Below are 24589 nucleotides of genomic sequence, written 5' to 3'. Positions count from 1 at the left end.
ACGCTATTGGTCGCATCGTCGACACCTACACGCCCGCAGAATCCACAAACTACTTCGTGGCCGCAGGGTACTTGCAACCTGATCGGCTAACGCTCCTAGCGCAGCCGCTTCACGCTCCGATTTGCCGAAAACCTGACGGAGCAGATCCATCACGAATTGGTCCGGCGTGTCCTCGTCACTATGAATGACGAGTTGGGTCGGCTGGGTTTCGCCACGCATACTATTCATCACCAAAGGCCTCCGGAACAATCTATGATTGAACGGAACGAATAGGGAACACAAAAAGAAGCGGCCGTCAAGCGTGACGGCCGCGGCAAATTGCAATCGACGGGCGAACCCTTAATGGGCACCGCCCCCGCCGGCCGCCTTCACCCGCCGCGTCAGCAGCACTGCGATCGCGGCCAGCACCAGCACCACGCCGATCACCGCAAAGGTGTCGGAGAAGCCCATCACCAGCGCCTGGCGTTTCACGGTCTTGCCGAGCGCGATGATGGCCTGCTCGCGTGCGGCGTTGGGGTCGGGCACGCCGTGCGCCATGAAGTAATCGGTCGTCTGGGCGATGCGGGCGCGGACCTCCTCACGGCCGAGCGTGACGGAATGGCCGATGATGTTGGAGTGGAACTGCTCGCGCTTGGTGACGATGGTCGCCAGCACGGCTGTGCCGATGGCGCCGCCGAGATTGCGCATCATGTTGGAGATGCCGGAGGCGGCGGGCGCATCCTGCGGCGCGACGCTGCCGAGGCTGAGCGCAGACAGCGGCGCCAAGGTGAGGGCCTGCCCCACTGCGCGCACGACGTTCGGGATGAAGAACTGATCGCCTGAGTAATCGAGCGACATCGTGATGTTCATGAAGGAGCTGGCGGCGAACAGCAGCAGGCCGACCGCTGCGATGTAGCGGGTGTCGAACCGCTGCATCAGCTTCGGCACCAGTGGAATCAGCAGCAGCTGCGGCAGGCCGGTCCAGGCCAGCACGTTGCCGATCTGCTCGGCATTGTAGCCCTGCACCTGGCCGAGATAGGCCGGCAGCAGATAGACCGAGCCGAACAGCGCGAAGCCGAGGAACACCGCGGCGATGGTGCCGACGCCAAAATTCCACTGTGTCAACAGACGCAGGCGGAGCAGCGGCTTCTCGACCACGAGCTCGATATAGATAAACAGCGACAGGCTGACGGCGGAGATGACGGCGAGCCGCACGATGAAGGGCGAGCCGAACCAGTCGTTCTTGTTGCCTTCCTCGAGCACGGCCTGGAGCGAGGCCAGGCCGACCGCCACGGTCGCGATGCCGAACCAGTCGCCCTCGCGCAGCAGGGCGAGATTCATGGGCTGGCGCTCCAGGGTCGCGAACAGGATCGCCACCATGACCGCAGTGGGCAGCACGTTGACGAAGAAGATGGTCTGCCAGCCGTAATTTTCTGTGAGATAGCCGCCGATGGTCGGGCCGATCGCGGGCGCAAAGGTCACCGCGAGCGAGAACATCGCGAGGCCGATCGGCTGCTGGCCCTTCGGCAGCTTGGTGAAGACCAGCGTGAAGGCCATGGGGATCAGCACGCCGCCGAAGAAACCCTGAAAACCGCGCATCGCGATCATAGAGGTCAGGTCGTCGGCAAACGCACATGCGACCGAGAAGGCCGCAAACAGCGTCGCGAAGCCCAGCATGACGTTCCGGAACGAAAACACCCGCGACAGATAGTCGGTCAGCGGGATCACGATGATCTCGCCGATCAGGTACGACGTCGAGATCCAGGATCCGTTGTCGACACCGGTGCCGATGCCGCCCTCGATGTTGAGCAGCGAGGCGTTGGTGATCTGGATGTTCAGGATCGCCATGAAGGCGCCGATCATCGCCGCGAAGACGGCGATCCAGACCGTAGCGCTGGCGCGGTTGGGATCGGCGGCGACGCGGTCAGGCGTCGCGGGCGATGTTGCGGGCGTCGAGATTGAGAGGCTGTTTGACATGGCACGACCCTCCGGAAACAAGCTTCGCTTTAGATGTTGCTTGGGGCGTCGTTGCCGCTTGCGCGGCCGGCGCTGAACGGGTTGCGATCGTCGGAATCACGGACATGCCGGGCCGCAGCTCGATGGCAGGCTGCGTTTCGGCATCCAGTGCGATCTTCACCGGGATGCGCTGCACGATCTTGGTGAAGTTGCCGGTGGCGTTGTCAGGCGGCAGCAGGGCGAACTCCTGGCCGCTGGCCGGCGCGATGGAATCGACGTGACCGTGCACCACCTGGCCGGGGAAGGTGTCGACCTCGATCTCGACCTGCTGTCCGGCACGGACATGGGTAAGCTGGGTCTCCTTGAAATTGGCAACCACATAGGCGCCTTCGGCAGGCACGATCGACATCAGCTGGGTGCCGGCCTGCACGAACTGGCCGACGCGGAGCGTTCGGTTGCCGATGACGCCGTCGATCGGCGAGACGATCGTGGTGTAACCGAGATTGAGCTCGGCCTGATGCTGAAGCGCGGCGGCGCGGGCTGCGGCCGCGTTGGCTTGCGCGATCTCGGCCTTCAGGAGCTCGACCTGCTTGAGGGCGGAAGCGAGATTGGCAGTGTCGCGCTGGATCGCTGCGTCGGCGCCGGCGTTGCGCGACTGCGCCTGCTGCGCGTTTTGCACGCTGCCGTAGCCTGTCGCGGCGAGATCCGTGTAGCGCTTGTTCTCCTGCTGCGCGAAGGTCTTTGCAGCAGTATCGACATCGATGGTCGCCTTGGCTGCGGCGATCACCGCATCCTGAACCTCGAGCTGCGCCTGCTTGCTGGTCACCGTTGCATTCGCGGCGGCGACATCGGCCTTGGCCTGGTCGAGCGCGACGCGGAAGTCGCGGTCGTCAATCCGGGCCAGCACCTGGCCTGCCTTCACATGCTCGTTATCGCCCGCCAGAACGCGATCGAGATAGCCGCTGACTTTCGGCGCGATCGTGGTGTTGTCGGCCTTCACATAGGCGTCATCGGTGGAGACGAGGAAGCGCCCGACGGTCCAGTAGTCGTAGCCGTACTGGCTGGCGCCCGCGAGGGCGGCGACCGCCACACCCGCGAGCAAGAGCTTGCGAACGCTGAGCTTTTGGCGGCGGACCGGGGGCGGTACGGCAGGCAGGATGCTCTCCGGCGGAAGGGTTGGAACAACGGTGGATTCGGACTTGGACGGGGTGGCGTGCACGGTCATGGCCGGCTCCCTGAATTAGGAAACTTGACGATTTCCAAAATAGAACTAACGTTGGGATAGTCAATGGAATGACAGGCATCATTTAAAAACATGGCTCAGGCGAAATCGAAAAGTGAGAGCCGTCCGCGCGGACGACCGCCAGTGCGTAGCGACGAGGAGACGAAGCGGATCGTCTTCGAAGCCGCACGGCACGCCTTTGCCGTCGACGGCTATGCCGCGACCAGTACCGAAGAGCTGGCGCGGAGTGCGGGGATCTCCACCAAAACGCTCTATCGCCTATTTCCGGGCAAGGCCGCGCTGTTCGAGGCGATGTGCGCGGACCGGCTGGAGCGGCTGCTGTCCGCTGTCGATCTCCAGGCAAACGGAGACGTCGATATCGACACGGGCCTGCGTGCCGCGCTCCTTGCCTGCGCCGATCTCGCGCTCGATCCGGAGGTCGTGGCGTTGCAGCGCATGGTGCTGCAGGAATCCGCCGCGTTCCCCGATCTTGCCGCGAACTTCTACAAGAACGGTATTGCCCGGACCGCCATCGCGCTCGCACGCTGGCTTCGTGTCCAGGTCAAGAAAAAGCTCATCGCGATCGACGACGTCGACGAGGCCGCCGGAATGCTGATCGGCATGGTCGCCTCGGCGCCGCAGCGCGCGGCGATCTATGGCGGCCTGCCCTTGCCGGCGCGCAAGGATATCGAGCGGCGCGTGCGAACCTGCGCGGCCTTTTTCCTCGACGGTAGTCGCGTAAAAGCGACCTAGCGGCTTCCTTTTGACAATCCAATCCCGACCGGTTATATATTTCGTATGCGAAATAAATTAGCCGCGGCGAAACACCATCGGCTGATCTACCTCCTCAGCGTCGCACAACGTCGCCTGCAGCGACGGATGGCGGCGCAGCCCGCGAGCGAAGTGACGCCGGCGCAGGCGGGGCTGTTGTTCATTCTCGGCAAGCAGGACGGTGTTCTGATGGGCGAGGCAGGTGCTGCGCTTGATCTCGGTCCGGCCGGCATTTCCGGCCTTGTCGATCGCGCTGCGACGGCGAGGTTGGTCGAGCGTCGCGCCGATCGCGAAGACGGGCGGGCTTGGCGGGTCTGGCTGACGCCGAAGGGGCGGACCACGCTGGCGCAAGCAAAAGCGTCGACCGCGGAGATCAATGCGAGGCTGACGGAAGGATTTACGAGCGCGGAGATCGACATCGTCGCGCGCTGGCTGACGAGCATTCAGGACAAGTTTCCGAGGGACCCGACAAGGGATCCGACAAGAGACCCCACAAGAGATCCAGAGGACTAGGAGAAGAGACAAATGACCGAGCATGTGCGAGTTGAGAACAACAGCGGAATTCTCACGCTCACCCTGGCGCGCCCCGACAAGAAGAACGCGCTGACGGATGCGATGTACGGCAAGCTCGCCGACACCATCGAATCCGCCGAGTTCGATCCGTCCGTGCGCGTGCTGCTGATCCGCGGCGAGGGTGACATGTTTACCGCCGGAAATGATGTCGGCGAGTTTGCGGCCGTCGCGTCAGGCAGGTCCGAAGGCAGCCGCAATGTCGGCCGCTTCATCCAGTCGCTGGCGCGCTGCACCCGTCCGCTGGTCGCAGCCGTGCAGGGCCGCGCCGTCGGCGTCGGTACCACAATGCTCCTGCATTGCGACCTCGTCGTGCTCGCCGAAAACACCCAATTGTCGACGCCCTTCGTCAGCCTCGCGCTGGTCCCGGAGGCCGCCTCGAGCCTGCTGATGCCGGCGCGTATCGGTTATGCCCGCGCCTATGAGATGTTTGCGCTCGGCGAGACCGTGCCGGCCAAGGCCGCGCTGGAATGGGGCCTCGCCAATCGCGTGGTGCCGCTCGACAGGCTCGACGCCGAGGCGCTTGCGCTTGCCCAGCGTCTTGCCCGACAGCCGGCCGGAGCACTCACCGCGACCAAGAAGCTGATGCGGAATGGCGAGATGCTGGTTGCGCAGATGCAGGCGGAGGGCGAGCAGTTCGCGCAGCGTCTGCGCACGGCCGAGGCGCGCGAGGCGTTCGCCGCGTTTGCCGAGCGCCGCCCGCCGGATTTCACGAAGGTTTCGTGACGCCGGGCCTGCTTAAAGGTTTGGCAAATCGGGAGCTTCCGGCATTTGACTACAACCTTAACGGAACATTGGCATGTCGCGGGGCAAGGTGGCCACTCCTAAAGTGGTGGCTTCGCGACTCATGGCAATGTTTAAGAAATCGGTAAGTTCGCTTCTCCTGGTGCTGATGGCCTTGTTGGCAGCCGGTGCGCTCGCCAGCACGGCGATCCAGATGGTCGGGGCCTTCGGCCGCTACAGCGATAGTCTCGAGACCGCGCGGCTTGCCGCCGCCGACAAGGCGATCTTCCACGGCGTATTGTCCCTGCGCAATAATCGCGGCGACGCCCAGAGCGCGCTGCTCGGCGACGACGACCCACGCGCAAAGCTTGCCGAGGCCGAGAAAGCGGAGCAGGGCGGCTATGACGGTATCGGCGCGGCGCTCGCGACGATCGATTTCGCGCGCCGCGACGAGCTCGCCAGCACGCTGAAGCAGCGCTGGGGTGAGGCCGCACCGCAATTCCAGCTGTTCTACGACGAGGCCAAGCGCCCGCGCGCCGAGCGCAAGATCGAGCGCACCAACTCGTGGTACGACGCCGTCACCAAGGTCATCGACACCGCGAACCTCGCCTCCACCGCCGTGTCGAACCGCGCCTGGATGAACGATCCCTTCATTGCCCGCATGATCCAAGTCCGCCGCCTCGCCTGGCAGGTGCGCGACCGCTATGGAATCCACTGTTCGTCACTTCGCTCCAACGTCAACAGCAGCAAGCCGCTCGACGACGCCCAGAAGCGGTCGCTGGCGCAATGGGACGGTACTATCGCCTCCGGCTGGTCCGGCATGGCCGAGTTGCTGGCCGCGCCCGATGTGACGGCAGAACTGGTGACGGCAGCTACGGACGCGAAGGTCAAGACAGACGGTGTCCTCAAGCAGATCGGCGATCTCACCAAGAACTTCGATGGCAGCGGCAAGCCGGCGATGCCCGCTTCGGAATGGAATACGCTCTGCCAATCGCCGTTCCCGCTGATCGTTGCGGTCGCGACCACGGCGCTCGACCAGTCGATCGCGCGTGCCGAGACGGTGCAGGCGAAGGCGCTGACCAATCTCGTGATCCAGTCGCTCGCGTTCCTGGTCGCGCTCGCCGTGACGCTCGCCGGCGTTTACGTCGTGCGCAATCGCCTGATGCGTCCGGTCCGCGCCATTCTCGGCGCCATCGCCCGGATCAGCGCCCGCGACTACGCGACGCCCGTCCCGCAATCGCGTTATCCCGACGAGTTCGGCACGATGGCGGCCGCGCTCGAAAGCCTGCGCGAGAGCGCGGCGACCGCGGAACGTCTGGGCCAGGAACGCGAATCGCAGCAGGCGTTGCAGCTCGCCCGTTCCGGTACCGTGGACGACGCGTGCCGCAGTTTCGACGCCACCGTGCAGGCAGTGATCCACAGCGTCGCCGCGTCGGCCAAGGAACTCGATGCCACCGCGACCGATGTGCGCACGCTGGTGTCGGAATCGAGCAGCCAGACGGCTGCAGTCTCCTCCGCCGCTGAGCAGGCCACCAACAATCTCGAAAGCATTGCGGCCGCGACCGAGGAGCTCTCGGCTTCCGTCGGCGAAATCTCCGCGCAGGTCCAGTCCAGCGCACGCGATGCGCGCGAAGCGGTGTCGCAGGTGGAGCAGACCAATGCCACCGTCGAGATCCTCGACCAGACCGCGGGCCGGATCAGCGAAGTCGTGAAGATGATCCACGCCATCGCCGGCCAGACCAATCTGCTCGCCTTGAACGCCACCATCGAGGCGGCCCGCGCCGGCGAAGCCGGCCGCGGCTTTGCGGTGGTCGCCGGCGAGGTCAAGAGCCTCGCGGCGCAAACCGCGACCGCGACCGAGGAAATCTCGCGTCAGGTCGAGGAGATCCAGGGCGCGACCGGGCAGGCGGTCGCCGCCATCCGCTCGATCGGCGGTGCCATCAGCGGCATCGACGAGAAGATGACCGCGATTGCCGCCGCCGTCGAACAGCAGCGTGCGGCCACCACCGAAATCTCGCGCAACTTCCAGCATGCCGCCCAAGGCACCCGTGAGGTCACCGATACCATCGGCAGCGTCGCCAAGCTCAACCAGGAGACCGGCAACGCCGGCACGGTGCTGTTCCAGTCCGTGACCAAGATGTCGGCCGACGCCGACCGTCTCCGCGTCGCGGTCGAGGGCTTCCTTGGCGCGGTAAAGACCGCTTAAGATTTCATTCCCTGTTCCAACGGCGCGGATCGGCATTGCAGCCGATCCGCTCGCCGGGTACATCTGTCGCGCCGCACGAGCGCGACGACAGCTGTAAGAGAATGGCTGTAAGAGAGTAGCTGTAAGAGAATTTTGGGGATGGAGAGTTAGATGCCGGTTACGCCACAGCACAAAGCCCAGCGCCCCTATCGCGGCGTGTTCCCGGTTGCGCCCACCATCTTCGACGAGCGCGGCGAGCTCGACCTGGACGGTCAGCGCCGCTGCATCGATTTCATGATCGATGCCGGCTCGCACGGCATCTGCATTCTCGCCAATTTCTCCGAGCAATTCGTGTTGACCGACGCCGAGCGCGACACCGTGATGCATGCGGTGCTGGAGCATGTCGCGGGCCGGGTGCCCGTGATCGTCACCACCACCCATTTCAGCTCGGCCGTCTGCGCGGCGCGCAGCCAGCAGGCCGAGGCCGCCGGTGCCGCGATGGTGATGGTGATGCCGCCCTATCACGGCGCGACCTTTCGCGTCCCGGAGAAAGGCGTCGTGGAATTCTTCAGGGTGCTTTCGGGTGCGATCAACATCCCGATCATGATCCAGGACGCGCCGGTGGCGGGCACGCCGCTGGCGGTCGAACTGCTGGCGCGGCTGGCGCGCGACTTCGCCAACATTCGCTATTTCAAGATCGAGGTCGCAGGCGCGGCGTCAAAGCTCCGCAGCCTGATCGAAGCGGGCGGCAAGGACATCGAGGGTCCCTGGGACGGTGAGGAGGCGATCACGCTGCTCGCCGACCTCGATGCGGGCGCAACCGGCGCCATGACCGGCGGCGGCTATCCCGACGGCATCCGCCAGATCATCGATCCCTATTTCGCAGGCGATCGAGAGAAGGCGAAGGCCGCCTATGAACGCTGGCTGCCGCTGATCAACTACGAGAACCGCCAATGCGGCCTGATCGCCTGCAAGGCGATGATGCAGGCCGGCGGCGTGATCAAGTCGGACGCGGTGCGGCATCCCCTCCAGCCGCTGCATCCGGCGACGCGGGCGGGATTGCTGGAATTGGCCAAGGAGCGCGACGCGCTGGCATTGCGGTGGGGGAAGTAGCCTCCGCCGTCGTCCCGGACAAGCGCGCCCCAAGCGCGCGCAGATCCGGGACCCATAACAACAGGGAGAACTTTGGCGAAGACTCGGAGTTATCATCTGGCTGAAGGCGTCGAATTGGCGCGGTTCGGGCGGTTTCCCGCGGCCCGGCGATGACCTATTGTACGCTCGCCAACCAGGCCCGCGGAGCATCTCAAGACATCGCGTAACAGCTCTTCATTATGCCGCTATCCCGAGCCAGGTTGGAGCGAGCCAACGAAACAGGGAGGTAGTGCCATGACGATGAGGCCGGACCCCACCTTTCACGCATCGCCCAAGCTTGCGATGGAAGCACCTGCGGAGAACTTCGCCTACACGTTGCTGCTCAGTCCAGATTTCTCAAAACCGGACGCTCTCGCGGTCATCGACGTCAAGCCGGGATCGCCGACCTACAGCCGCATCGTCCACACCGTGACGATGCCCAACAAGGGCGATGAATTTCATCACTTCGGCTGGAATGCCTGCTCCTCCGCATTGTCGCCGCTAGCCGGACACGCCTTCATCGAGCGGCGCTATCTCATCATCCCAGGGCTGCGTTCGTCGCGAATCTATATCATCGATACCAAGCCCGATCCGACCAAAGCCAAAATCCACAAGATCATCGAGCCCGAGGAAGTCTTCAAAAAGACCGGCTATTCGCGGCCGCATACCATCCATTGCGGGCCGGACGGCGTCTATGTGAGCACGCTGGGCGGCGGCGGCAAAGACGGCACCAACGGGCCTCCAGGCGTCTTCATCATGGATTGCGAGACGTTCGAGGTCCTTGGGCGATGGGAGATCGACCGCGGTCCGCAGACGCTGCATTATGATTTCTGGTGGAACCTGCCGCGCGACTACATGGTGACGAGCGAATGGGCCTTGCCGCCGCAGTTCGAGAGCGGGATCGTCCCGGAAGATCTGCTGGCGAACAAATATGGTCATCGTCTCCACTTCTGGGATCTCCGCGCCCGTCGCAACGTGCAGACCATCGACCTCGGCGCCAATCATCAGATGGCGCTGGAGGTGCGGCCCGCGCACGATCCGGTTCGCGAATACGGCTTCGTAGGCGTTGTGGTCGACACCACGAATCTCGAAGCATCGATCTGGACCTGGTGGCGCGAAGGCGGAAAATTCCATGCGGAGAAGACGGCGACGATCCCGCCCGAGCCCGCGCCAAAGGAGCAGCTCCCGCCGCTGCTCCAGGGCTTTGGCGCCGTGCCGCCGCTGGTGACCGACATTGACCTGTCGATGGATGATCGTTTTCTATATGTCTCGTGCTGGGGCACGGGTGAAATGCGCCAGTACGATGTGAGTGATCCGCGAAAGCCGAAGCTTGCGGGCTCGGTTCACGTCGGTGGCATCGCGCGCCGCACCCCGCATCCGAACGGCAAGGCATTTGCGGCCGGCCCGCAGATGGTTGAGATCAGCCGCGACGGCCGGCGCGTGTACTGGACCAATTCGCTCTATTCCACCTGGGATGACCAGTTCTATCCGGACGGCGTTCCGGGTGTGGAGGTCATGGCCAATGTCGGTCGCAACGGCGGCCTCGAGCTTGACAAGGACTACTTCGTCAGCTTCCCCGACGGGTATCGTGCGCACCAGATCAGGCTGGAGGGCGGCGATTGTTCGACGGACTCCTTTTGCTATCCGTCGGCCTAGATTGGGGGCACGCGAGCCCGGCGCTCGGCTGGCTTTGGCTCGCTCTTGTCGCGAGCGGTCTCTATCACGGGGTCAATCCGGGAATGGGATGGCCGCTCGCCGTGTCGACCGGACTCATGGACAAGACCCCGCGCGCGCTCTTCCGTGCGTTGTGGGCCCTGGCGGCCGGACATCTCCTGGCGACACTTCTCGTGCTGCTGCCGTTCGCGTTCCTGCTCGTGCTGGCCGAGTGGCAGCGTTCGATCCAACTCGGCGTGAGCCTTCTCGTCATCGGCTTCGGCGCCTATCGGCTGATCGAGCGGCGCCATCCGCGCGCGCTGGCACGAATCCCGCCAACCCAATTGGCGCTCTGGTCATTTGCCGTTGCCATTGCTCACGGCGCCGCCTTGATGCTCGTACCGATCTATCTCGGGCTCTGCCGGGCCTTCGAGCTCGATGCAGGCCATGAGGCCGCCGGCGCGCTGATGAAGGCAAGTCTCGGGATGGCGGTGCTGGTGTCCCTGGTGCACGTTGCCGCCATGATCAGCGCCGGCGGATGTCTGGCGTGGCTGGTCTACCGCTATCTGGGATTGAGGTTCGTCTCGCGAAGCTGGTTCAATCTGGATGCAATCTGGGCGAGCAGCCTCGTTCTGGTTGGCGTCGTGGCGCTCGCCTTCAATCTTGCGAGCTGGCGCTGAAGCCTACCGCGTCAAAGCCCACTCGCCGATGATCCGGAAGCGCGCCTTCGCATCGTCCTGCTTGAACAGCGCAATGCGGTCGATCTCGAGTGTACCGAGACCAAGCTCCGCAAATCTCGCCCGCAGCATCTCCAGAATCGGCCCGCGCCGCTCCGCGTCCAGCCGCCCCGTCAGCGTCATGTGGAAGCGGAATTCTTCCATCACGTAGGGATAGCCCCAGCGGTCGAGATACTCGCGCTGGCGCGCGCTCAGCTTTTCGGGTTTTCGCCGCGCGCGGTCTTCCGCCGTCAGGGGCCGACGAAATGAATCGAAATCGCGAACGCAGTCGGCCGCGAGTTGCAGGAGCGCGTCGACCGGCTCAGCCGGAATGACGGCGATGAAGCCGCTGATGGTATCGACCACCGGCTGGATCACCGGCATCGGCCGCGCCTTCGCGGCGAATGTCGCGCAGGCAGCCTTGAGCTCGGCCTCTGTCTTGCCTGATACCAGCGCCATCGGCGCCTTCAGCGTGCCGTGAAAGCCGTATTTGCGGGGATCGGCGGTAATGTCGTGCCAGTCCGGCACGGCATGCAGGGTGCCTTGCGGAAACGAAAGCTCGTCGCTCGTATAGGCATCATAGCCAAGCAACTCGGCGCCGAATCGAGAGAGCGCATTGTCGGCGCCGGCGGAAAAATAGATCGCGTAGCGGGAAAAACCTGTCATTGCCGGAGCATAACCAATTTATGCCGCGACGACAGTCTCGCGCGGCGTCACCACCGGGCCGAGCAGCCGCGTCGCATCGGTGAGATGAACGAGCCGGCCTGCGGCGATCACCGCGACCAGCCGCGGCCGCAGCAGCGCGCTATCGTCGACCAGCAGGATGTCGGCGCGATGGCCCGCGGCGAGCGTGCCGCGATCGGTCAGGCCCGTGGCTTGCGCCGGTGCCGACGAGATCAGCTTCCAGGCCTCCGTCAGCGGCAGCACGCCGTCTGAAGCCAGCCGGAATGCGGCAAGCAGCGGCGCCGGATAGTAATAGTCGGATGCCAGCACCGAGCAGAGCCCCTTCGCGATCATGTCCGAAGCCTTGGTCCAGCCGGTGTGGCTGCCGCCGCGCACGACGTTCGGCGCGCCGTAGACGATGGCGTCGCCATGATCTGCGGCCTCGCGCGCCGTCTCCTCGTTGATCGGAAATTCGGCGAGCGTCACGCCGAGGCTGCGAAAGTCCCTGCGCATCGCCGGGGTCGCATCGTCGTGCGAGAGCATCCGCACCTCGGCGCTGCGTGCCGCCGCAGCGAGCCGGGTGATCGACGCCGGAACATCGGCAGCGCGCGAGACAATATGCGCAACGAGCTTGTCGAACGCCTCGCTCGACAGGCCGGTGCGCTCTACCATGCGGTTGCGCTTGCGCGGATTGGAGATGTCGGCGACGACCCCGTCCATGTGGTCGTTGAAGGCGAACAGGTCGACGCGACCCTCGGCGAGCCACTGGCCGATCTCGGCCTCGGCATCGAGATTGTAGGTCTCGTGCCGCAGGTGGAAGCGGGTGTCGGCAGCGAACTGCGGGCGCTGTCGCTCGATCGCCTCGAGCAGACGTCTTGCATTGTCGCCGCTGCGCAGGCCCGGCTCCCACGACCAGGTGGTGGCGTGGAACACGGTGGTGATGCCGTTGCTGATGGCCTGGCGATCGGTGTCGGCCAGCGCGACGTCGATCGGGAAATCGACGCCGGCGCGCGGCATCATCTGCCGCTCGAAAGCGTCGCCGTGCAGATCGACGATGCCGGGCAGCACCAGCAGCTTGCGCGCATCGATCGCCAGCCGCGCGCGGCCGCGAGATGCATCGATTTGCGCGATGTCGGATCCCGATACTGCAAGGGAGGTCTCAGTGAGCTCGGAGCCGATCAGGGTCCGGCCACCCTCGATGAAAATGTCTGTCACGCGACCGCGCTTCGTTTGCTGGAAGAGGAACTTGCCCCTGCTTCGTATGTCGTCAGGAAATCTTCAATCGCGAGCTTGCGGAAATCGGGCAGCGCTTCACGCAATTTGTCGTGATCCCAGTCCCACCATGCCAGTTTTGCAAGCCGTCCGGCAACCTCTTCGGAGAACCGCCGCCGCACGATGCGTGCTGGATTGCCGGCGACGATGGTATAGGCCGGCACGTCCTTGGTGACGATGGCGCCGGCCGCGATCACCGCGCCGGTGCCGATATTGCGGCCGGGCAGCACGACCGCGCCATGGCCGATCCAGACGTCATGGCCGATATGGACGTGATGCTGGCGCCGCCAGTCGAAGAATTCGGTGTCGTCGCTCTCGCCCGGGAAGTAGGCGCTGGAGCGGTAGGTGAAGTGCGCCTGCGTGGCGCGATGCATCGGATGATTGCCCGGATTGATCCGCGTCATCGCCGCGATCGAGCAGAATTTTCCGATGGTTGCGTAGGTGATCTGCGCGTCGTTGACGACGTAGGAATAGTCGCCCATCGCCACTTCATGCAGGATCGTGCGCGCCCCCACCTCGGTATAGGCGCCGAGCCGGGTCTCATGCAGCTGCGCCGAAGGATCGATAGTCGGTTGGACCGAAAGCACCTTGGCCATGCTGCATCCGAGAATTCGAGGGCGGGCGCTCGTCATCAAGCGGCTTGATGACAAGACAATGACGATGCGATGACAGGGGATGAGGTGTGTAGCAACGCCGCACCGCACCGCACGTGTCACACAAGTGTCAAGCGTCGGCGATAGCGGTGGGTCCCAGCTACTCTGGAGCCCTGCATGCTGGTGGTTGAAGGTCTGACGTGCCGCTTCGGCGCAAAAGCCGCGGTGGACGACGCCTCGTTTCAAATCTCGCCCGGCGGCTTCGTCGGTGTGATCGGGCGCTCCGGCGCCGGCAAGTCGACCTTGCTGCGGACCATCAATCGGCTCGCGACGCCGACGCAGGGGCGTATCGTGTTCGACAGCCTCGACGTCACCGCGCTGCGCGGCAAGGAGCTGCGGCAGTGGCGGGCGCGCTCGGCGATGATCTTTCAGCAGTTCAACCTGGTCGGCCGGCTCGACGTGCTGACCAATGTCCTGATGGGCCGTCTCGCAAAGATGCCCGCCTGGCGCTCGTTGTCGCAGACCTGGCCGGAGCAGGACAAGGCGCTGGCGATGTCGGCGCTGGAGCAGTTCGACATCGCTTCGCTCGCCGCGCAGCGCGCCGACCAGCTCTCCGGCGGCCAGCAGCAGCGCGTGGCGATTGCCCGTGCACTGGTGCAGCAGCCCGACATCATCCTCGCCGACGAGCCGATCGCCTCGCTCGATCCGCGCAACACCAAGATCGTCATGGATGCGTTGCTGCGCATCAACAAGCATTTCGGCATCACGGTGCTCTGCAACCTGCATTCGCTCGATCTGGCGCGCAGCTATTGCGACCGCCTGATCGGCATGGCTCAGGGGCGCGTGGTGTTCGACGGCGCGCCGGCTGAGTTGACCCATCACGTTGCCCGCGAACTCTACGATCTCGAGGCCGCCGATGTCATGGGCGGCACACCTGCGCCGGCGCCCGAGGGCGTCCCGGCACTCGGAACGGCGGCCGCCGCCTGAGCGGCGGCGCATCCGTCATTGCCAATTTTTGCGTCAACCGAACCCAACCGATGAAGAGGGTATCATGATCACTCGCAGACTCGTTCTTGCCGGCGCCGCCGCGCTTGCGTTCACGACTTCAGCCTCCGCCGAGGACTGGAAGGCCAAATATCCCGAACTGACCTTCGCGGTCATTCCGGCGGAGAACGCCTCGGGCGTGACGGGGCGCTGGGCGCCGTTCATGAGCTATCTCTCCAAGGAACTGGGCGTGAAGGTCACGCTGCGCATCGCCAACGACTATGCCGCCGTTATCGAAGGCCAGCGCGCCGGCAACATCCACATCGCGAGCTACGGCTCCGCCTCGTTCGCACGCGCCCGCCTGACCGGCGTCAAGACCGACGCCTTCGCCAACGACATCAACTCCGACGGCTCGACCGGCTATTACTCGGTGTTCTTCGTCAAGACGACCAGCCCCTACAAGAAGGTTGACGACCTCAAGGGCAAGAACCTGGGCCTCGTCGACCCGAACTCGACCTCCGGCAACAACGTGCCGCGCTTCGAGCTCGACAAGATGGGCATCCCCGACGCCGACACTTATTTCAGCAAGGTCGTCTTCACCGGCAGCCATGAGAACGCAATCCTGGCGCTGGCGCAGGGCACGGTGGATGTCGCCGCCAACCAGTGGACCAGCGACGACGATTCGACGCTGGCGCAGATGCTGACCAAGGGCATGCTGAAGAATGCCGACGGTTCGCCGATGAAGAAGGACGATTTCCGCATCATCCACAAATCTGCGCCGATCATCAACGGCCCCTATGCTTATAACTCCGACCTGCCGGAAGAGGCCAAGGCGGCGATCGCCAAGGCGTTCTTCGACGCGCCGGTCAAGGACAAGGCAGCCTTCGATCGTCTCCAGGACGGCCAGAAGAAGGGTTTTCATCCCGCCACCACCAAGGACTGGGATGGCACGATCGAGCTGATCAAGTTCGTCGATGCACTGCGTAAGAAGAAGGCGTCCTGAGTTTCGGGGCGATGCACTGGAGCCGGGTCGATGGACCCGGCTCATTCTCTTTTGACGGACCAGTCTCTATCCGATGACCGTCGCCGTTTCGATCCTCCCCGAGCAGCAGCTTGCTGCGCTGAACGCAGCCTATAACAAGGCGGTCTTGCGCAAGCGGCTCCGTCTCCTGTTGGGAGCCGCGATTTTTGCCGCGGCGCTGCTTCTCGCTGCGATCGGCGCAGAAGTGAATCTGCGGACCCTGTTCACTTACTTCGGCAACTTCCTCAGCTATTTCGATCGCATCCTCACGCTCGATAGCGGCCAGCGGGTCTGGACCGATGTCGGCGAATGGCTGTGGGGCTGGCGCAAATGGCTGAAGATGCTGGGTGAGACGCTGCTGATCAGCTATGTCGGCACATTGATCGGCGCCATCTTCGCTTTTGCCCTGAACTTCTTTGCGGCCGAAAACACCTCGCCCCGGCCATGGCTTCGCTTCGTGGTGCGGCGCCTGCTCGAGTTCGCCCGCACCGTCCCGGGCATCGTGTTCGCGCTGATCTTCGTCATCGCCTTCGGCCTCGGGCCGATGGCGGGCGTGCTCGCGATCGCGATCCACTCCACCGGCGCTTTGGGAAAACTGTTCTCGGAAATCGTCGAAAATGCTGACATGAAGCCGGTCGAGGGTATCCGCTCGACAGGTGCGAGCTGGCTCTCCTGCATACGGTTTGCGATCCTACCGCAGGTGACCGCTGGCTATGCCAGCTACGCGCTGCTGCGTTTCGAGGTCAACGTCCGCGAAGCGTCCGTCATGGGCTTTGTCGGCGCCGGCGGTATCGGGCAGGAGCTCGTCGTCGCCATCCGCAAGTTCTATTATTCGGACGTCAGCGCGATCCTGCTGCTCATCATCGTCACGGTCTTCATCATCGACATCTCGACCGGCTGGTTGCGCGGCCACCTCTTCGGCAAGGAGGCGCGGACGTGACAGGGCCGCAGGAGGTCGACACCGCGCAGATCCGCGCGCGCTACCCTGATGTGTTCGAGCGTCCGGCCGCGGCACGGCTTGCGACGCCGGCCATGATCGTCGCGGCGCTCGCCATTTTTATCTATGGCCTGGTCGATCTCGATTTCTCGCCGTCACGGCTCTTCAGCGGCCTCAGCCAGCTCGGCTGGATCAGCATGATGATGATCCCGCCCGATCCCGGCTCGTCGCTGCCGATCTATCTGAAGGCGATGGGCGAGACGTTGTCGATCGCGCTACTCGGCACCACACTGGCCGCGCTGCTCGCGCTTCCGGTCAGCTTATTTGCTGCACGCAATGTCGTGCCGTCGATCATCCTGCGCTTTCCCGTGCGCCGCTTCCTCGATTCGATCCGAGGCGTCGACACGCTGATCTGGGCGCTGGTATGGATCAACGTGGTCGGGCTCGGCCCGTTCGCCGGCGTGCTGGCGATCGCGGTGTCGGATTTCGGTGCGTTCGGCAAACTGTTCTCAGAGGCGATCGAAGGGGCTGATCAGAAGCAGGTCGAGGGCATCCGCGCCTCCGGCGGCAGCGCGCTGCACGAGATCCGTTTCGGCCTGTTGCCGCAGGTACTGCCTGTGATCGCGGGCCAGGTGCTTTATTTCATCGAGTCCAACACCCGCTCGGCCACCATCATCGGCATCGTCGGCGCCGGCGGCATCGGCCTCCAGCTCGCCGAGCAGATCCGTGTGCTGGAATGGCAGAAGGTGTCGTTCCTGATCCTGATGATTCTGGTCGCAGTCGCCGCGATCGATTTCGTTTCCAGCAAGCTGCGGTTTGCGATCATTGGGCGAAGGGCTGTGGCCTGATCAAACGTGCCGTAGGGTGGGCAAAGCGAAGCGTGCCCACCACTTCTGTCGAAATCTTGGACAGATGGTGGGCACGGCGCAAGTGCGCCTTTGCCTACCCTACGAGTTCGGATCTCAGGCGAGGGAGAAGAGTTACGGCTCGACCAAGAACTCCACCCGCTCCGCCGCGAACCGCGAATGCTTGGTCACCAGCGGCTTGCCCTCGAGGTCGAGGTCGGTGGCATCGACCACCAGGATCGGCCGCCCCAGCGGCAGATCGAGCCGCGCGGCGTCGGTGGCGTCGACGATGCCGGCGGTGATCCGGGTCGCGCCGCGGCGATAATCGCGGATCCCGTAGTGCTCGAGCATCTTCGTCATCGAGCGCGTCGCGGCAAACACCGTGCCCGCGCCCGGAAAGTGTTCCGCAGACAGCCAGGTGGTGGAGACGCAGATCGGCGCGCGATCGGCGAGGCGGATGGCCTCGATTCGGACCAGCGGTGCGCCGGTCTTCAATCCCAGCTCCCGCGCCAGCTCGCGGGTTGCGACATCTTCCGACGTCTCGATCATCCGGCCATGCGGCTCGCGGCCGCCGGCGCCGACGATCTCGGAGAAGCGCGTGCGCGAGCGCAGCGGATAAGCGAGCTTCTGCGCTTCGACATAGGTTCCGCTGCCGCGCTCGGCGCGCACGATGCCGCGCTCTGCAAGCGCTGCCAGCGCGCGCCGCACGGTGTGGCGATTGACGCGGTAGGTTTCGGCGATCTCCATCTCGCCCGGCAATCTGTCGCCGGCCGCAAAACGGCCTTCGGCGATGCCGCGCTCGATGCCGTCGGCAACGAGGCGCCATAGCGCGACGCCCGAAGAGGCGGTGTCCTGCATGCTCATGTCGGCGGCCAGCCTAGCCCGAAAATCACACGTTTGTCACGAAACAGTCATGGCGCTCTCGTATCAAGTTGTCTAGTATCATAGACAACTTGGATTCGGCAAGTTCTGTAGAAGAGATCGGTGGACTCGGTGACCCAGCACAACACCCAGCAAGCCCAGCGCCAGGCCGCCATGGCCGTGCTGGCGCACGCGGAGGCGGGCGAGATCGCCGCCCGTCTCCGCACGATCCCCTTGCCTGGCCATCAGGATTTGCGCGCGCCCGAAAACGGCCTGGTGATGTTGCGCGGCCGGGTCGGCGGCGACGGCGCGCCGTTCAACCTCGGCGAGGCGACGGTGTCGCGCGCCGCGGTGCGGCTTGCGGGCGGTGAGGTCGGCTTCGGCTACACGCTCGGGCGGGACGGTGAGAAGGCGCGGCTGATCGCTCTGTGCGATGCGCTGGTGCAGTCCCGGGATTTTGCTGCAGCCGTCGAGCGCGACGTTATCGCGCCGTTGCGCGAGCAGCTTATGGTCAGGCGCAAGCAGGCGGCGGAAGAGACCGCTGCGACGAAGGTTGATTTCTACACCATGGTGCGCGGTGAGGGGTGAGGCCATGACCACGATTGCGGAACTGCCGCCCGGTTTCGTCGACAAGGTGTTGTCGGCGCAATCGACCTTTCGTTCGGTCATGGATGCGATGGCGCGGCCGGGTTCGGTCCAGCGCATCGTGCCGATGGCGGGAGCGCCTGATACGATGATGCGCGGCACCGCCGCGATTGCGCTGACGCTGTTTGACCACGACACGCCGCTCTGGCTTGATGCGCGGATGTCGGAAAGCTCCGACGTCCTGAAATGGCTCAAGTTCCACACCGGCGCGCCGGTGGTGCCGGACTCCTCGATCGCGGCCTTTGCGCTGATCGGTGACGGCGGTGCGCTGCCCTCGCTCGAGCGTTTTGCGCTCGGCACCAACGAATATCCGGATCGTTCGACCACGGTGATTATTCAGGTCGACAGCCTGGACGCAGGCCGCAGCTTCGAGCTGCGCGGCCCCGGCATCGACGGTGTCGCAACGCTCCAGGCTTCGATCAAGCCGTTCGACCTGTTTGAACGCCTGCGTTTCAACGAGACGCTGTTTCCGCGCGGCATCGACGTGGTTCTGGTCGCCGATGATGCCGTGGTGGCGATCCCGCGCAGCACGCGTGTCATGAGCAAAGGAGGCTGACGCATGTATGTCGCAGTCAAAGGCGGCGAACGCGCCATCGAGAACGCCCATCGCCTGCTCGCCAATGCGCGGCGCGGCGACCAAGGCGTCGCGGAAGTCTCGCTTGACCAGATCTCGGAACAGCTTGGGTTGGCCGTCGACCGCGTCATGAGCGAAGGTTCGCTCTATGACCGCGAGCTCGCAGCGCTGGCGATCAAGCAGGCCCGCGGCGATCTGATCGAGGCGATTTTCCTGGTTCGCGCCTTCCGCGCCACCTTGCCACGCTTCGGTGCGAGCGAGCCGGTCGACACCGGCGCCATGCGGGTGCAGCGGCGGGTATCCTCGACCTTCAAGGACATTCCGGGCGGCCAGATCCTCGGGCCCACCTTCGACTACACCCATCGCCTGCTCGATCCGTCGCTGGCCCAAGGCTTTGTGCCGGAAGCGCCGGCTGTTGGCGAAGCCTCGACCGCGCCGACGCCGCGCGTGACTGACATTCTGGGTCGCGACGGACTGATCGAGACCTCGCCGCAGGCCGAAGATGGCGCCAGCGTCGGCGACCTCACCCGCGAGCCGCTGAACTTTCCCGCGGACCGTGACTTGCGCCTGCAGAATCTCGCACGCGGCGACGAAGGCTTTCTGCTGGCGATGGGCTACTCCACCCAGCGTGGCTACGGCCGCAACCATCCCTTCGCCGGCGAGATCCGCTTCGGCGAGGTCGAGGCGGAGTTCGTTGCCGAAGACGTCGGCTTTGCCGTGCCGCTGGGCTCGATCGAGCTGACCGAGTGCCAGATGGTCAACCAGTTCAAGGGCTCGGCAACGGAAGCGCCGTGCTTCACCCGCGGCTACGGCCTCGCCTTCGGCCAAAGCGAGCGCAAGACCATGTCGATGGCGCTGGTCGACCGCGCGCTGCGTGCCCGCGAGCTCGGTGAAGAGGTCGGAGCCCCCGCGCAAGATGAAGAATTCGTGCTGTCGCATTCCGACAACGTCCAGGCGACCGGCTTCGTCGAGCATCTGAAGCTGCCGCATTATGTCGACTTCCAGTCCGAGCTCGGCCTGCTGCGCAAGCTGCGCAAGGAGTTTGCCGAAGCCTCTGCCGAGGCCGATGCGCCCGATGCCATGAAGGAGGCCGCGGAATGAACGCGCCCGCCTACAATTTCGCCTATCTCGACGAGCAGACCAAGCGGATGATCCGCCGCGCGATCCTCAAGGCGATCGCGATCCCCGGCTATCAGGTGCCGTTCGCCAGCCGCGAGATGCCGATGCCTTATGGCTGGGGCACCGGCGGCGTGCAGGTGACCGCCGCGATCCTGGGACCGCAGGACGTGCTGAAGGTGATCGACCAGGGCTCCGACGACACCACCAACGCGATCTCGATCCGCAAATTCTTCGCCAAGACTGCCGGCGTCGCCACGACGACCTCGACGGACGAGGCGACCGTGATCCAGACCCGTCACCGCATCCCGGAGACGTCGTTGCACGCGAACCAGGTGCTGGTCTATCAGGTGCCGATCCCGGAGCCGCTGCGCTTCCTCGAGCCGCGCGAGACCGAGACGCGGCGCATGCACGCGCTCGCCGAATACGGCCTGATGCATGTGAAACTCTACGAGGACATCGCCCGTTTCGGCCATATCGCGACGGCCTACGCCTATCCGGTCAAGGTGAATGCGCGCTATGTGATGGATCCGTCGCCGACGCCGAAATTCGACAATCCCAAGATGGACAATTGCCCGGCGCTGCAACTGTTCGGTGCCGGCCGCGAGAAGCGCATCTATGCGATCCCGCCTTATACCCAGGTGGTGTCGCTCGACTTCGAGGATCATCCGTTCGAGCCGTATCGTTTCAACGCGCCCTGCGCGCTGTGCGCGGCCGAGAATTCCTATCTCGACGAGATCGTCACCGACGACAAGGGCAGCCGCATGTTTGTCTGCTCCGACACCGACTATTGCGAGGGACGTCAGGCCGCCGGCCATCACGGTGCCCTAAGTGCTGCGCCCTACAAGGACAAGGCGCAGGAGGCCTCCAATGGCTGAGCAGGATCTGCTCGAAACCGATCAGCCGCTGCTGGTTGCGGAGAGCCTCAGCAAATCCTACGGCCGCATCGCCGCGTGCCGTGACGTATCGTTCTCGCTCTATCCCGGCGAGGTGCTGGCGATCGTCGGCGAATCCGGCTCCGGCAAGTCGACGCTGTTGCAACTGCTGTCGGGCCAGCTCGCGGCGAGCGGCGGGCAGGTGTCGTACCGGATGCGCGACGGCGTCACCCGCGATCTCGCCGCGCTTGGCGAGGCCGAGCGGCGCCTGCTGTTCCGCACCGATTGGGGCTTTGTGCATCAGGATCCGGCGCAGGGCCTGCGCATGGCGGTCTCCGCCGGTGCCAATGTCGGTGAGCGGCTGATGGCGGTGGGCTGGAACCATTACGGCCGCATTCGCGAGTCCGCCTCCGACTGGCTGACGCGGGTCGAGATCGACGTCGCGCGTATCGATGATGCGCCGCGCACCTATTCGGGCGGTATGCGCCAGCGCCTCCAGATCGCGCGTAACCTCGTCACCGGTCCGCGGCTGGTGTTCATGGACGAGCCGACCGGTGGGCTTGATGTTTCAGTCCAGGCCCGCCTGCTCGATCTCCTGCGCAATCTCGTCGCCGAACTGCATCTCGCCGTCGTCATCGTCACCCACGATCTCGCGGTCGCACGCCTTCTGTCGCATCGCGTGATGGTGATGAAGGGCGGCCGCGTCATCGAGACCGGCCTCACCGATCAGGTGCTAGACGATCCGCGTGAGCCCTACACCCAGCTCCTCGTCTCCTCGATTTTGCCGCCATAAGCCTTCCAACAAGGGTCTTCCGATGACCGCCATGATCGACATCGCCGACGCCAACAAGACCTTCACGATGCACCTACAGGGCGGCATCGAACTGCCTGTCGTGCGCGGCGTGACCTTCCACGTCGATCCCGGTGAGTGCGTCGTGCTGTCCGGTCCGTCCGGTGCCGGCAAATCCTCCATCCTGAAGATGATCTTCGGCAATTACCGTTGCGATTCCGGCCGCATCGGCATCCGCCATCGCGGCGAGGTGATTGATCTCGCCACCGCCGAGCCGCGGCAGGTCCTCAACGTCCGCCGCGCGACCATCGGCTATGTCAGCCAGTTCCTGCGTGCGGTGCCGCGGGTCGCCACCATCGACGTGGTCGCCGAGCCCTTGATCGTCAACGGCATGACGCGCGCTGATGCGCAAGCGCGCGCCGGCGAGCTGCTGCATCGTCTCAACATCCCTGAAAGGCTCTGGCAGCTTCCGCCCGCGACCTTCTCCGGTGGCGAACAGCAGCGCGTCAACATCGCACGCGGCTTCATCTCGGAGCTGCCGATCCTGCTGCTGGACGAGCCGACCGCCTCGCTCGATGCCGCCAACCGCGCCGTCGTGGTCGCGCTGGTCGCCGAGAAGAAGCGCCTGGGCGTCGCCATGGTCGCGATTGTGCATGACGACGAAATCCGCCATCTGATTGCCGACCGCATCGTCGACGTCACCAGCTTTGCCGCCGCGGCCTGAAGGAAGAGGGACATGAACGCCAAGCCGAAGGATATCGTGATCGCCAACGCCAGGATCGTGCTGGCGGACCGGGTGATCGAACAGGGCTGGCTTGCTGTTTCGGACGGACGCATTGCCGAGATCGGCGAGGGCAGGGCCCCTGCCGGTGCGGAGGATGCCGGCGGCGATCTGATCATGCCCGGCCTGATCGAGCTCCACACCGACCATCTCGAAGCGCATTACGTGCCGCGCCCAAAAGTGTTCTGGAATCCGGTCGCGGCCGTCATCTCCTATGACGGCCAGCTCGCGACGTCAGGCATCACCACGGTGTTCGATTCGCTCCGCGTCTGGCGCGAGGACGGTGCCGAGGAGGTCGATGGCCGGGCCGGTGTGCTCGCCGCTGCGATCGCGACCGCACGCGACTCGAATCTGTTGCGCGCCGACCACTTCCTGCATCTGCGCTGCGAAATCCCGATGCCGAGCGTGGTCGAGGAAGCCAGGGAGCTGATCGACCGTCCCGACGTCAAGCTGATGTCGCTGATGGACCACACACCCGGCCAACGCCAGTTCCGCGACGAGGTCAAGCTGCGCGACTATTATCGCGGCAAGGGCGGCGGCAAGACCGATGCCGAGCTCGACGAGCTGTTCGCAAAGCGCTTCGAGTATCAGAAGACCTATGCCGCGACCAACATGCGCGAGATCGTAGCGCTGGCGCACGCGTACAAGATTCCGTTGGCGAGCCATGACGACACCACCGAGGAGAACGTCGCCGACGCCGTGCGCGATGGCGTCGCGGTGGCGGAATTTCCGACCACGATCGAGGCCGCGCGCGGCCTGCATGAGGCCGGCATCGACATCCTGATGGGGGCGCCCAACGTCGTGCGCGGCGGCTCGCATTCGGGCAACATCGCCGCGGTGGATCTCGCCCGCGAAGGGCTGCTCGACATCCTGTCGTCGGACTACATTCCCTCGAGCCTTCTGATGGGCGCGTTGCAACTGCCCGAGCATGCGCCGTCGATCGGCCTGCCGGCGGCCATTCGCACCGTGACCAAGGCGCCCGCCGACGCCGTCGGCCTCACCGATCGCGGCGAGATCGCAATCGGCAAGCGCGCCGATCTGATCCGCGTCCATGTCGCGGGCAGCGTTCCCGTGGTTCGCAGCGTCTGGCGCGAAGGCGGCCGTGTCGCATGAGCGAGACCGGCACGACGGCGAAGGACGCGGCGGGCGCGATTGGACCGGGGCGGCTGGTGCTCGTGGTCGGCCCGAGCGGCGCCGGCAAGGACACGCTGCTGCGGCTGGCGCAGGCAGCGTGTGTCGATGATCACGACATCGTCTTCCCGCGCCGCATCGTGACACGCGAGTCCTCCGCCGACGAGGATAACATGGCGATGAGTCCCGACGAATTTCGCGGTGCCCGCGAGCACGGCGATTTCGCCGTGCATTGGGACGCGCATGGGCATTCCTACGCCCTGCCGCTGGAGATCAACGACGACATCCGCTCGGGGCGCGCCGTCGTCGCCAACGTCTCGCGCACGGTCATTGGCACGCTGCGCCAGGTCTATGCCAACGTCGTCGTGGTCGCGATCACGGCGCCGCCGGACGTGCTGGCGCAGCGCCTTGCCGCCCGGGCACGGCACAGCGACGGCAATCTCGCCGAGCGGCTTGCGCGCGGCGTCGACGACGCCTCCGCCAATGCCGATGTCACTATTCTCAACGCCGGCAGCGCCGACTATCACGGCCGCCAGCTCGTGCGCGTCATCAGGAATGAGTGCTGGCGCGAGTAATCGTCGGCTGAACAGGAGAG

25 protein-coding genes are annotated in these 24589 nt (G+C 64.8%); 19 read left to right on the top strand and 6 right to left on the bottom strand.

Translation table 11 applies throughout. From position 1 onward, the window contains the following. Positions 1-339: 339 nt before the first annotated feature. Both ABIC09_RS21295 and ABIC09_RS21290 read right to left on the bottom strand, forming a co-directional pair. A complete protein-coding gene (locus ABIC09_RS21295; protein WP_354110447.1) occupies positions 340-1956 on the bottom strand; it encodes an MDR family MFS transporter in 1617 nt (538 codons plus the stop codon). Beyond that, complete coding sequence (locus ABIC09_RS21290) at positions 1904-3160, bottom strand: HlyD family secretion protein (protein WP_354110446.1); 1257 nt, start codon at positions 3158-3160, stop codon at positions 1904-1906. The genes ABIC09_RS21295 and ABIC09_RS21290 overlap by 53 nt, the downstream gene beginning before the upstream one ends. A 141-nt stretch (positions 3161-3301) precedes the next feature. On the opposite strand from ABIC09_RS21290, the gene ABIC09_RS21285 reads away from it, so the two are divergent. From ABIC09_RS21285 to ABIC09_RS21255, 7 genes are all read left to right on the top strand, one after another. Continuing rightward, the gene (locus ABIC09_RS21285) at positions 3302-3910 is read left to right on the top strand and encodes a TetR/AcrR family transcriptional regulator (protein WP_354110445.1); all 609 of its coding nucleotides are present in this window, start codon (positions 3302-3304) and stop codon (positions 3908-3910) included. Between the two features lie 45 nt (positions 3911-3955). Further along, complete coding sequence (locus ABIC09_RS21280; protein WP_354110444.1) at positions 3956-4441, top strand: MarR family winged helix-turn-helix transcriptional regulator; 486 nt, start codon at positions 3956-3958, stop codon at positions 4439-4441. 12 nt (positions 4442-4453) lie between these two features. Next, positions 4454-5224: an enoyl-CoA hydratase gene (locus ABIC09_RS21275; protein ID WP_354110443.1), complete on the top strand. Its 771-nt coding sequence runs from the start codon at positions 4454-4456 to the stop codon at positions 5222-5224. Positions 5225-5345: 121 nt separating this feature from the next. Then, positions 5346-7427 (top strand): methyl-accepting chemotaxis protein, encoded by a 2082-nt coding sequence (locus tag ABIC09_RS21270; RefSeq protein ID WP_354110442.1) that lies wholly within the window; start codon positions 5346-5348, stop codon positions 7425-7427. Positions 7428-7577: 150 nt separating this feature from the next. Continuing rightward, positions 7578-8519 carry a dihydrodipicolinate synthase family protein gene (locus ABIC09_RS21265; protein ID WP_354110441.1) on the top strand — a complete coding sequence of 314 codons (942 nt, stop codon included), beginning with the start codon at positions 7578-7580 and terminating at the stop codon, positions 8517-8519. Positions 8520-8792: 273 nt separating this feature from the next. Next, positions 8793-10193: a selenium-binding protein SBP56-related protein gene (locus ABIC09_RS21260; protein ID WP_354110440.1), complete on the top strand. Its 1401-nt coding sequence runs from the start codon at positions 8793-8795 to the stop codon at positions 10191-10193. An 83-nt stretch (positions 10194-10276) separates the two neighbouring features. Next, positions 10277-10870 carry a hypothetical protein gene (locus ABIC09_RS21255; protein WP_354110455.1) on the top strand — a complete coding sequence of 198 codons (594 nt, stop codon included), beginning with the start codon at positions 10277-10279 and terminating at the stop codon, positions 10868-10870. A 3-nt stretch (positions 10871-10873) separates the two neighbouring features. Here the strand turns inward: ABIC09_RS21255 and ABIC09_RS21250 are convergent, their stop codons facing one another. Genes ABIC09_RS21250 through ABIC09_RS21240 form a run of 3 tightly spaced genes read right to left on the bottom strand, consistent with a single transcriptional unit; the run spans position 10874 to position 13437 of the window. Then, positions 10874-11572 carry a DUF1045 domain-containing protein gene (locus tag ABIC09_RS21250; protein ID WP_148749857.1) on the bottom strand — a complete coding sequence of 233 codons (699 nt, stop codon included), beginning with the start codon at positions 11570-11572 and terminating at the stop codon, positions 10874-10876. 18 nt (positions 11573-11590) lie between these two features. Further along, on the bottom strand, positions 11591-12784 hold the full coding sequence (locus tag ABIC09_RS21245) for an alpha-D-ribose 1-methylphosphonate 5-triphosphate diphosphatase (RefSeq protein ID WP_354110439.1): 1194 nt from the start codon (positions 12782-12784) through the stop codon (positions 11591-11593). Further along, a complete protein-coding gene (locus tag ABIC09_RS21240; protein WP_354110438.1) occupies positions 12781-13437 on the bottom strand; it encodes a transferase hexapeptide repeat family protein in 657 nt (218 codons plus the stop codon). Before ABIC09_RS21240 ends, ABIC09_RS21245 begins: the two co-directional genes overlap by 4 nt. A 174-nt stretch (positions 13438-13611) precedes the next feature. On the opposite strand from ABIC09_RS21240, the gene phnC reads away from it, so the two are divergent. From phnC to phnE (ABIC09_RS21220), 4 genes are all read left to right on the top strand, one after another. Beyond that, a complete protein-coding gene (gene phnC / locus ABIC09_RS21235) occupies positions 13612-14421 on the top strand; it encodes a phosphonate ABC transporter ATP-binding protein (RefSeq protein ID WP_354110437.1) in 810 nt (269 codons plus the stop codon). A 64-nt stretch (positions 14422-14485) separates the two neighbouring features. Continuing rightward, complete coding sequence (gene phnD, locus ABIC09_RS21230; RefSeq protein ID WP_354110436.1) at positions 14486-15421, top strand: phosphonate ABC transporter substrate-binding protein; 936 nt, start codon at positions 14486-14488, stop codon at positions 15419-15421. Positions 15422-15494: 73 nt separating this feature from the next. Then, positions 15495-16379, top strand: coding sequence for a phosphonate ABC transporter, permease protein PhnE (gene phnE / locus ABIC09_RS21225; protein ID WP_354110435.1), 885 nt, complete (start codon positions 15495-15497; stop codon positions 16377-16379). Beyond that, positions 16376-17224: a phosphonate ABC transporter, permease protein PhnE gene (gene phnE, locus ABIC09_RS21220; RefSeq protein ID WP_354110434.1), complete on the top strand. Its 849-nt coding sequence runs from the start codon at positions 16376-16378 to the stop codon at positions 17222-17224. The genes phnE (ABIC09_RS21225) and phnE (ABIC09_RS21220) overlap by 4 nt, the downstream gene beginning before the upstream one ends. Before the next feature lie 132 nt (positions 17225-17356). Here phnE (ABIC09_RS21220) and phnF read toward each other — a convergent pair whose 3' ends face one another. Continuing rightward, complete coding sequence (gene phnF, locus ABIC09_RS21215; RefSeq protein WP_354110433.1) at positions 17357-18085, bottom strand: phosphonate metabolism transcriptional regulator PhnF; 729 nt, start codon at positions 18083-18085, stop codon at positions 17357-17359. Positions 18086-18205: 120 nt separating this feature from the next. On the opposite strand from phnF, the gene phnG reads away from it, so the two are divergent. The 8 genes from phnG to phnN are packed head-to-tail and all read left to right on the top strand — an operon-like array spanning position 18206 to position 24569. Then, positions 18206-18670 carry a phosphonate C-P lyase system protein PhnG gene (gene phnG, locus ABIC09_RS21210; RefSeq protein WP_148749865.1) on the top strand — a complete coding sequence of 155 codons (465 nt, stop codon included), beginning with the start codon at positions 18206-18208 and terminating at the stop codon, positions 18668-18670. Positions 18671-18674: 4 nt separating this feature from the next. Then, on the top strand, positions 18675-19283 hold the full coding sequence (gene phnH / locus ABIC09_RS21205; RefSeq protein ID WP_354110432.1) for a phosphonate C-P lyase system protein PhnH: 609 nt from the start codon (positions 18675-18677) through the stop codon (positions 19281-19283). 3 nt (positions 19284-19286) lie between these two features. Further along, a complete protein-coding gene (locus ABIC09_RS21200) occupies positions 19287-20402 on the top strand; it encodes a carbon-phosphorus lyase complex subunit (protein WP_354110431.1) in 1116 nt (371 codons plus the stop codon). Then, positions 20399-21295 carry an alpha-D-ribose 1-methylphosphonate 5-phosphate C-P-lyase PhnJ gene (locus ABIC09_RS21195; RefSeq protein ID WP_354035837.1) on the top strand — a complete coding sequence of 299 codons (897 nt, stop codon included), beginning with the start codon at positions 20399-20401 and terminating at the stop codon, positions 21293-21295. The genes ABIC09_RS21200 and ABIC09_RS21195 overlap by 4 nt, the downstream gene beginning before the upstream one ends. Next, complete coding sequence (gene phnK / locus ABIC09_RS21190) at positions 21288-22085, top strand: phosphonate C-P lyase system protein PhnK (protein ID WP_354035839.1); 798 nt, start codon at positions 21288-21290, stop codon at positions 22083-22085. Before ABIC09_RS21195 ends, phnK begins: the two co-directional genes overlap by 8 nt. A gap of 22 nt (positions 22086-22107) precedes the next feature. After that, positions 22108-22806: a phosphonate C-P lyase system protein PhnL gene (gene phnL, locus ABIC09_RS21185; protein WP_354110430.1), complete on the top strand. Its 699-nt coding sequence runs from the start codon at positions 22108-22110 to the stop codon at positions 22804-22806. 12 nt (positions 22807-22818) lie between these two features. After that, positions 22819-23976, top strand: coding sequence for an alpha-D-ribose 1-methylphosphonate 5-triphosphate diphosphatase (locus ABIC09_RS21180; protein ID WP_354110429.1), 1158 nt, complete (start codon positions 22819-22821; stop codon positions 23974-23976). Beyond that, the gene (gene phnN, locus ABIC09_RS21175) at positions 23973-24569 is read left to right on the top strand and encodes a phosphonate metabolism protein/1,5-bisphosphokinase (PRPP-forming) PhnN (protein ID WP_354110428.1); all 597 of its coding nucleotides are present in this window, start codon (positions 23973-23975) and stop codon (positions 24567-24569) included. The genes ABIC09_RS21180 and phnN overlap by 4 nt, the downstream gene beginning before the upstream one ends. Positions 24570-24589: the final 20 nt, after the last annotated feature.

Origin of the sequence: Bradyrhizobium sp. S3.12.5 (assembly GCF_040548225.1) — a bacterium.
Classification (GTDB): domain Bacteria; phylum Pseudomonadota; class Alphaproteobacteria; order Rhizobiales; family Xanthobacteraceae; genus Bradyrhizobium; species Bradyrhizobium cytisi.
The sequence above is the reverse complement of the archived record's forward strand: the minus strand, read 5'-3'. Positions and strand labels throughout refer to the sequence as shown.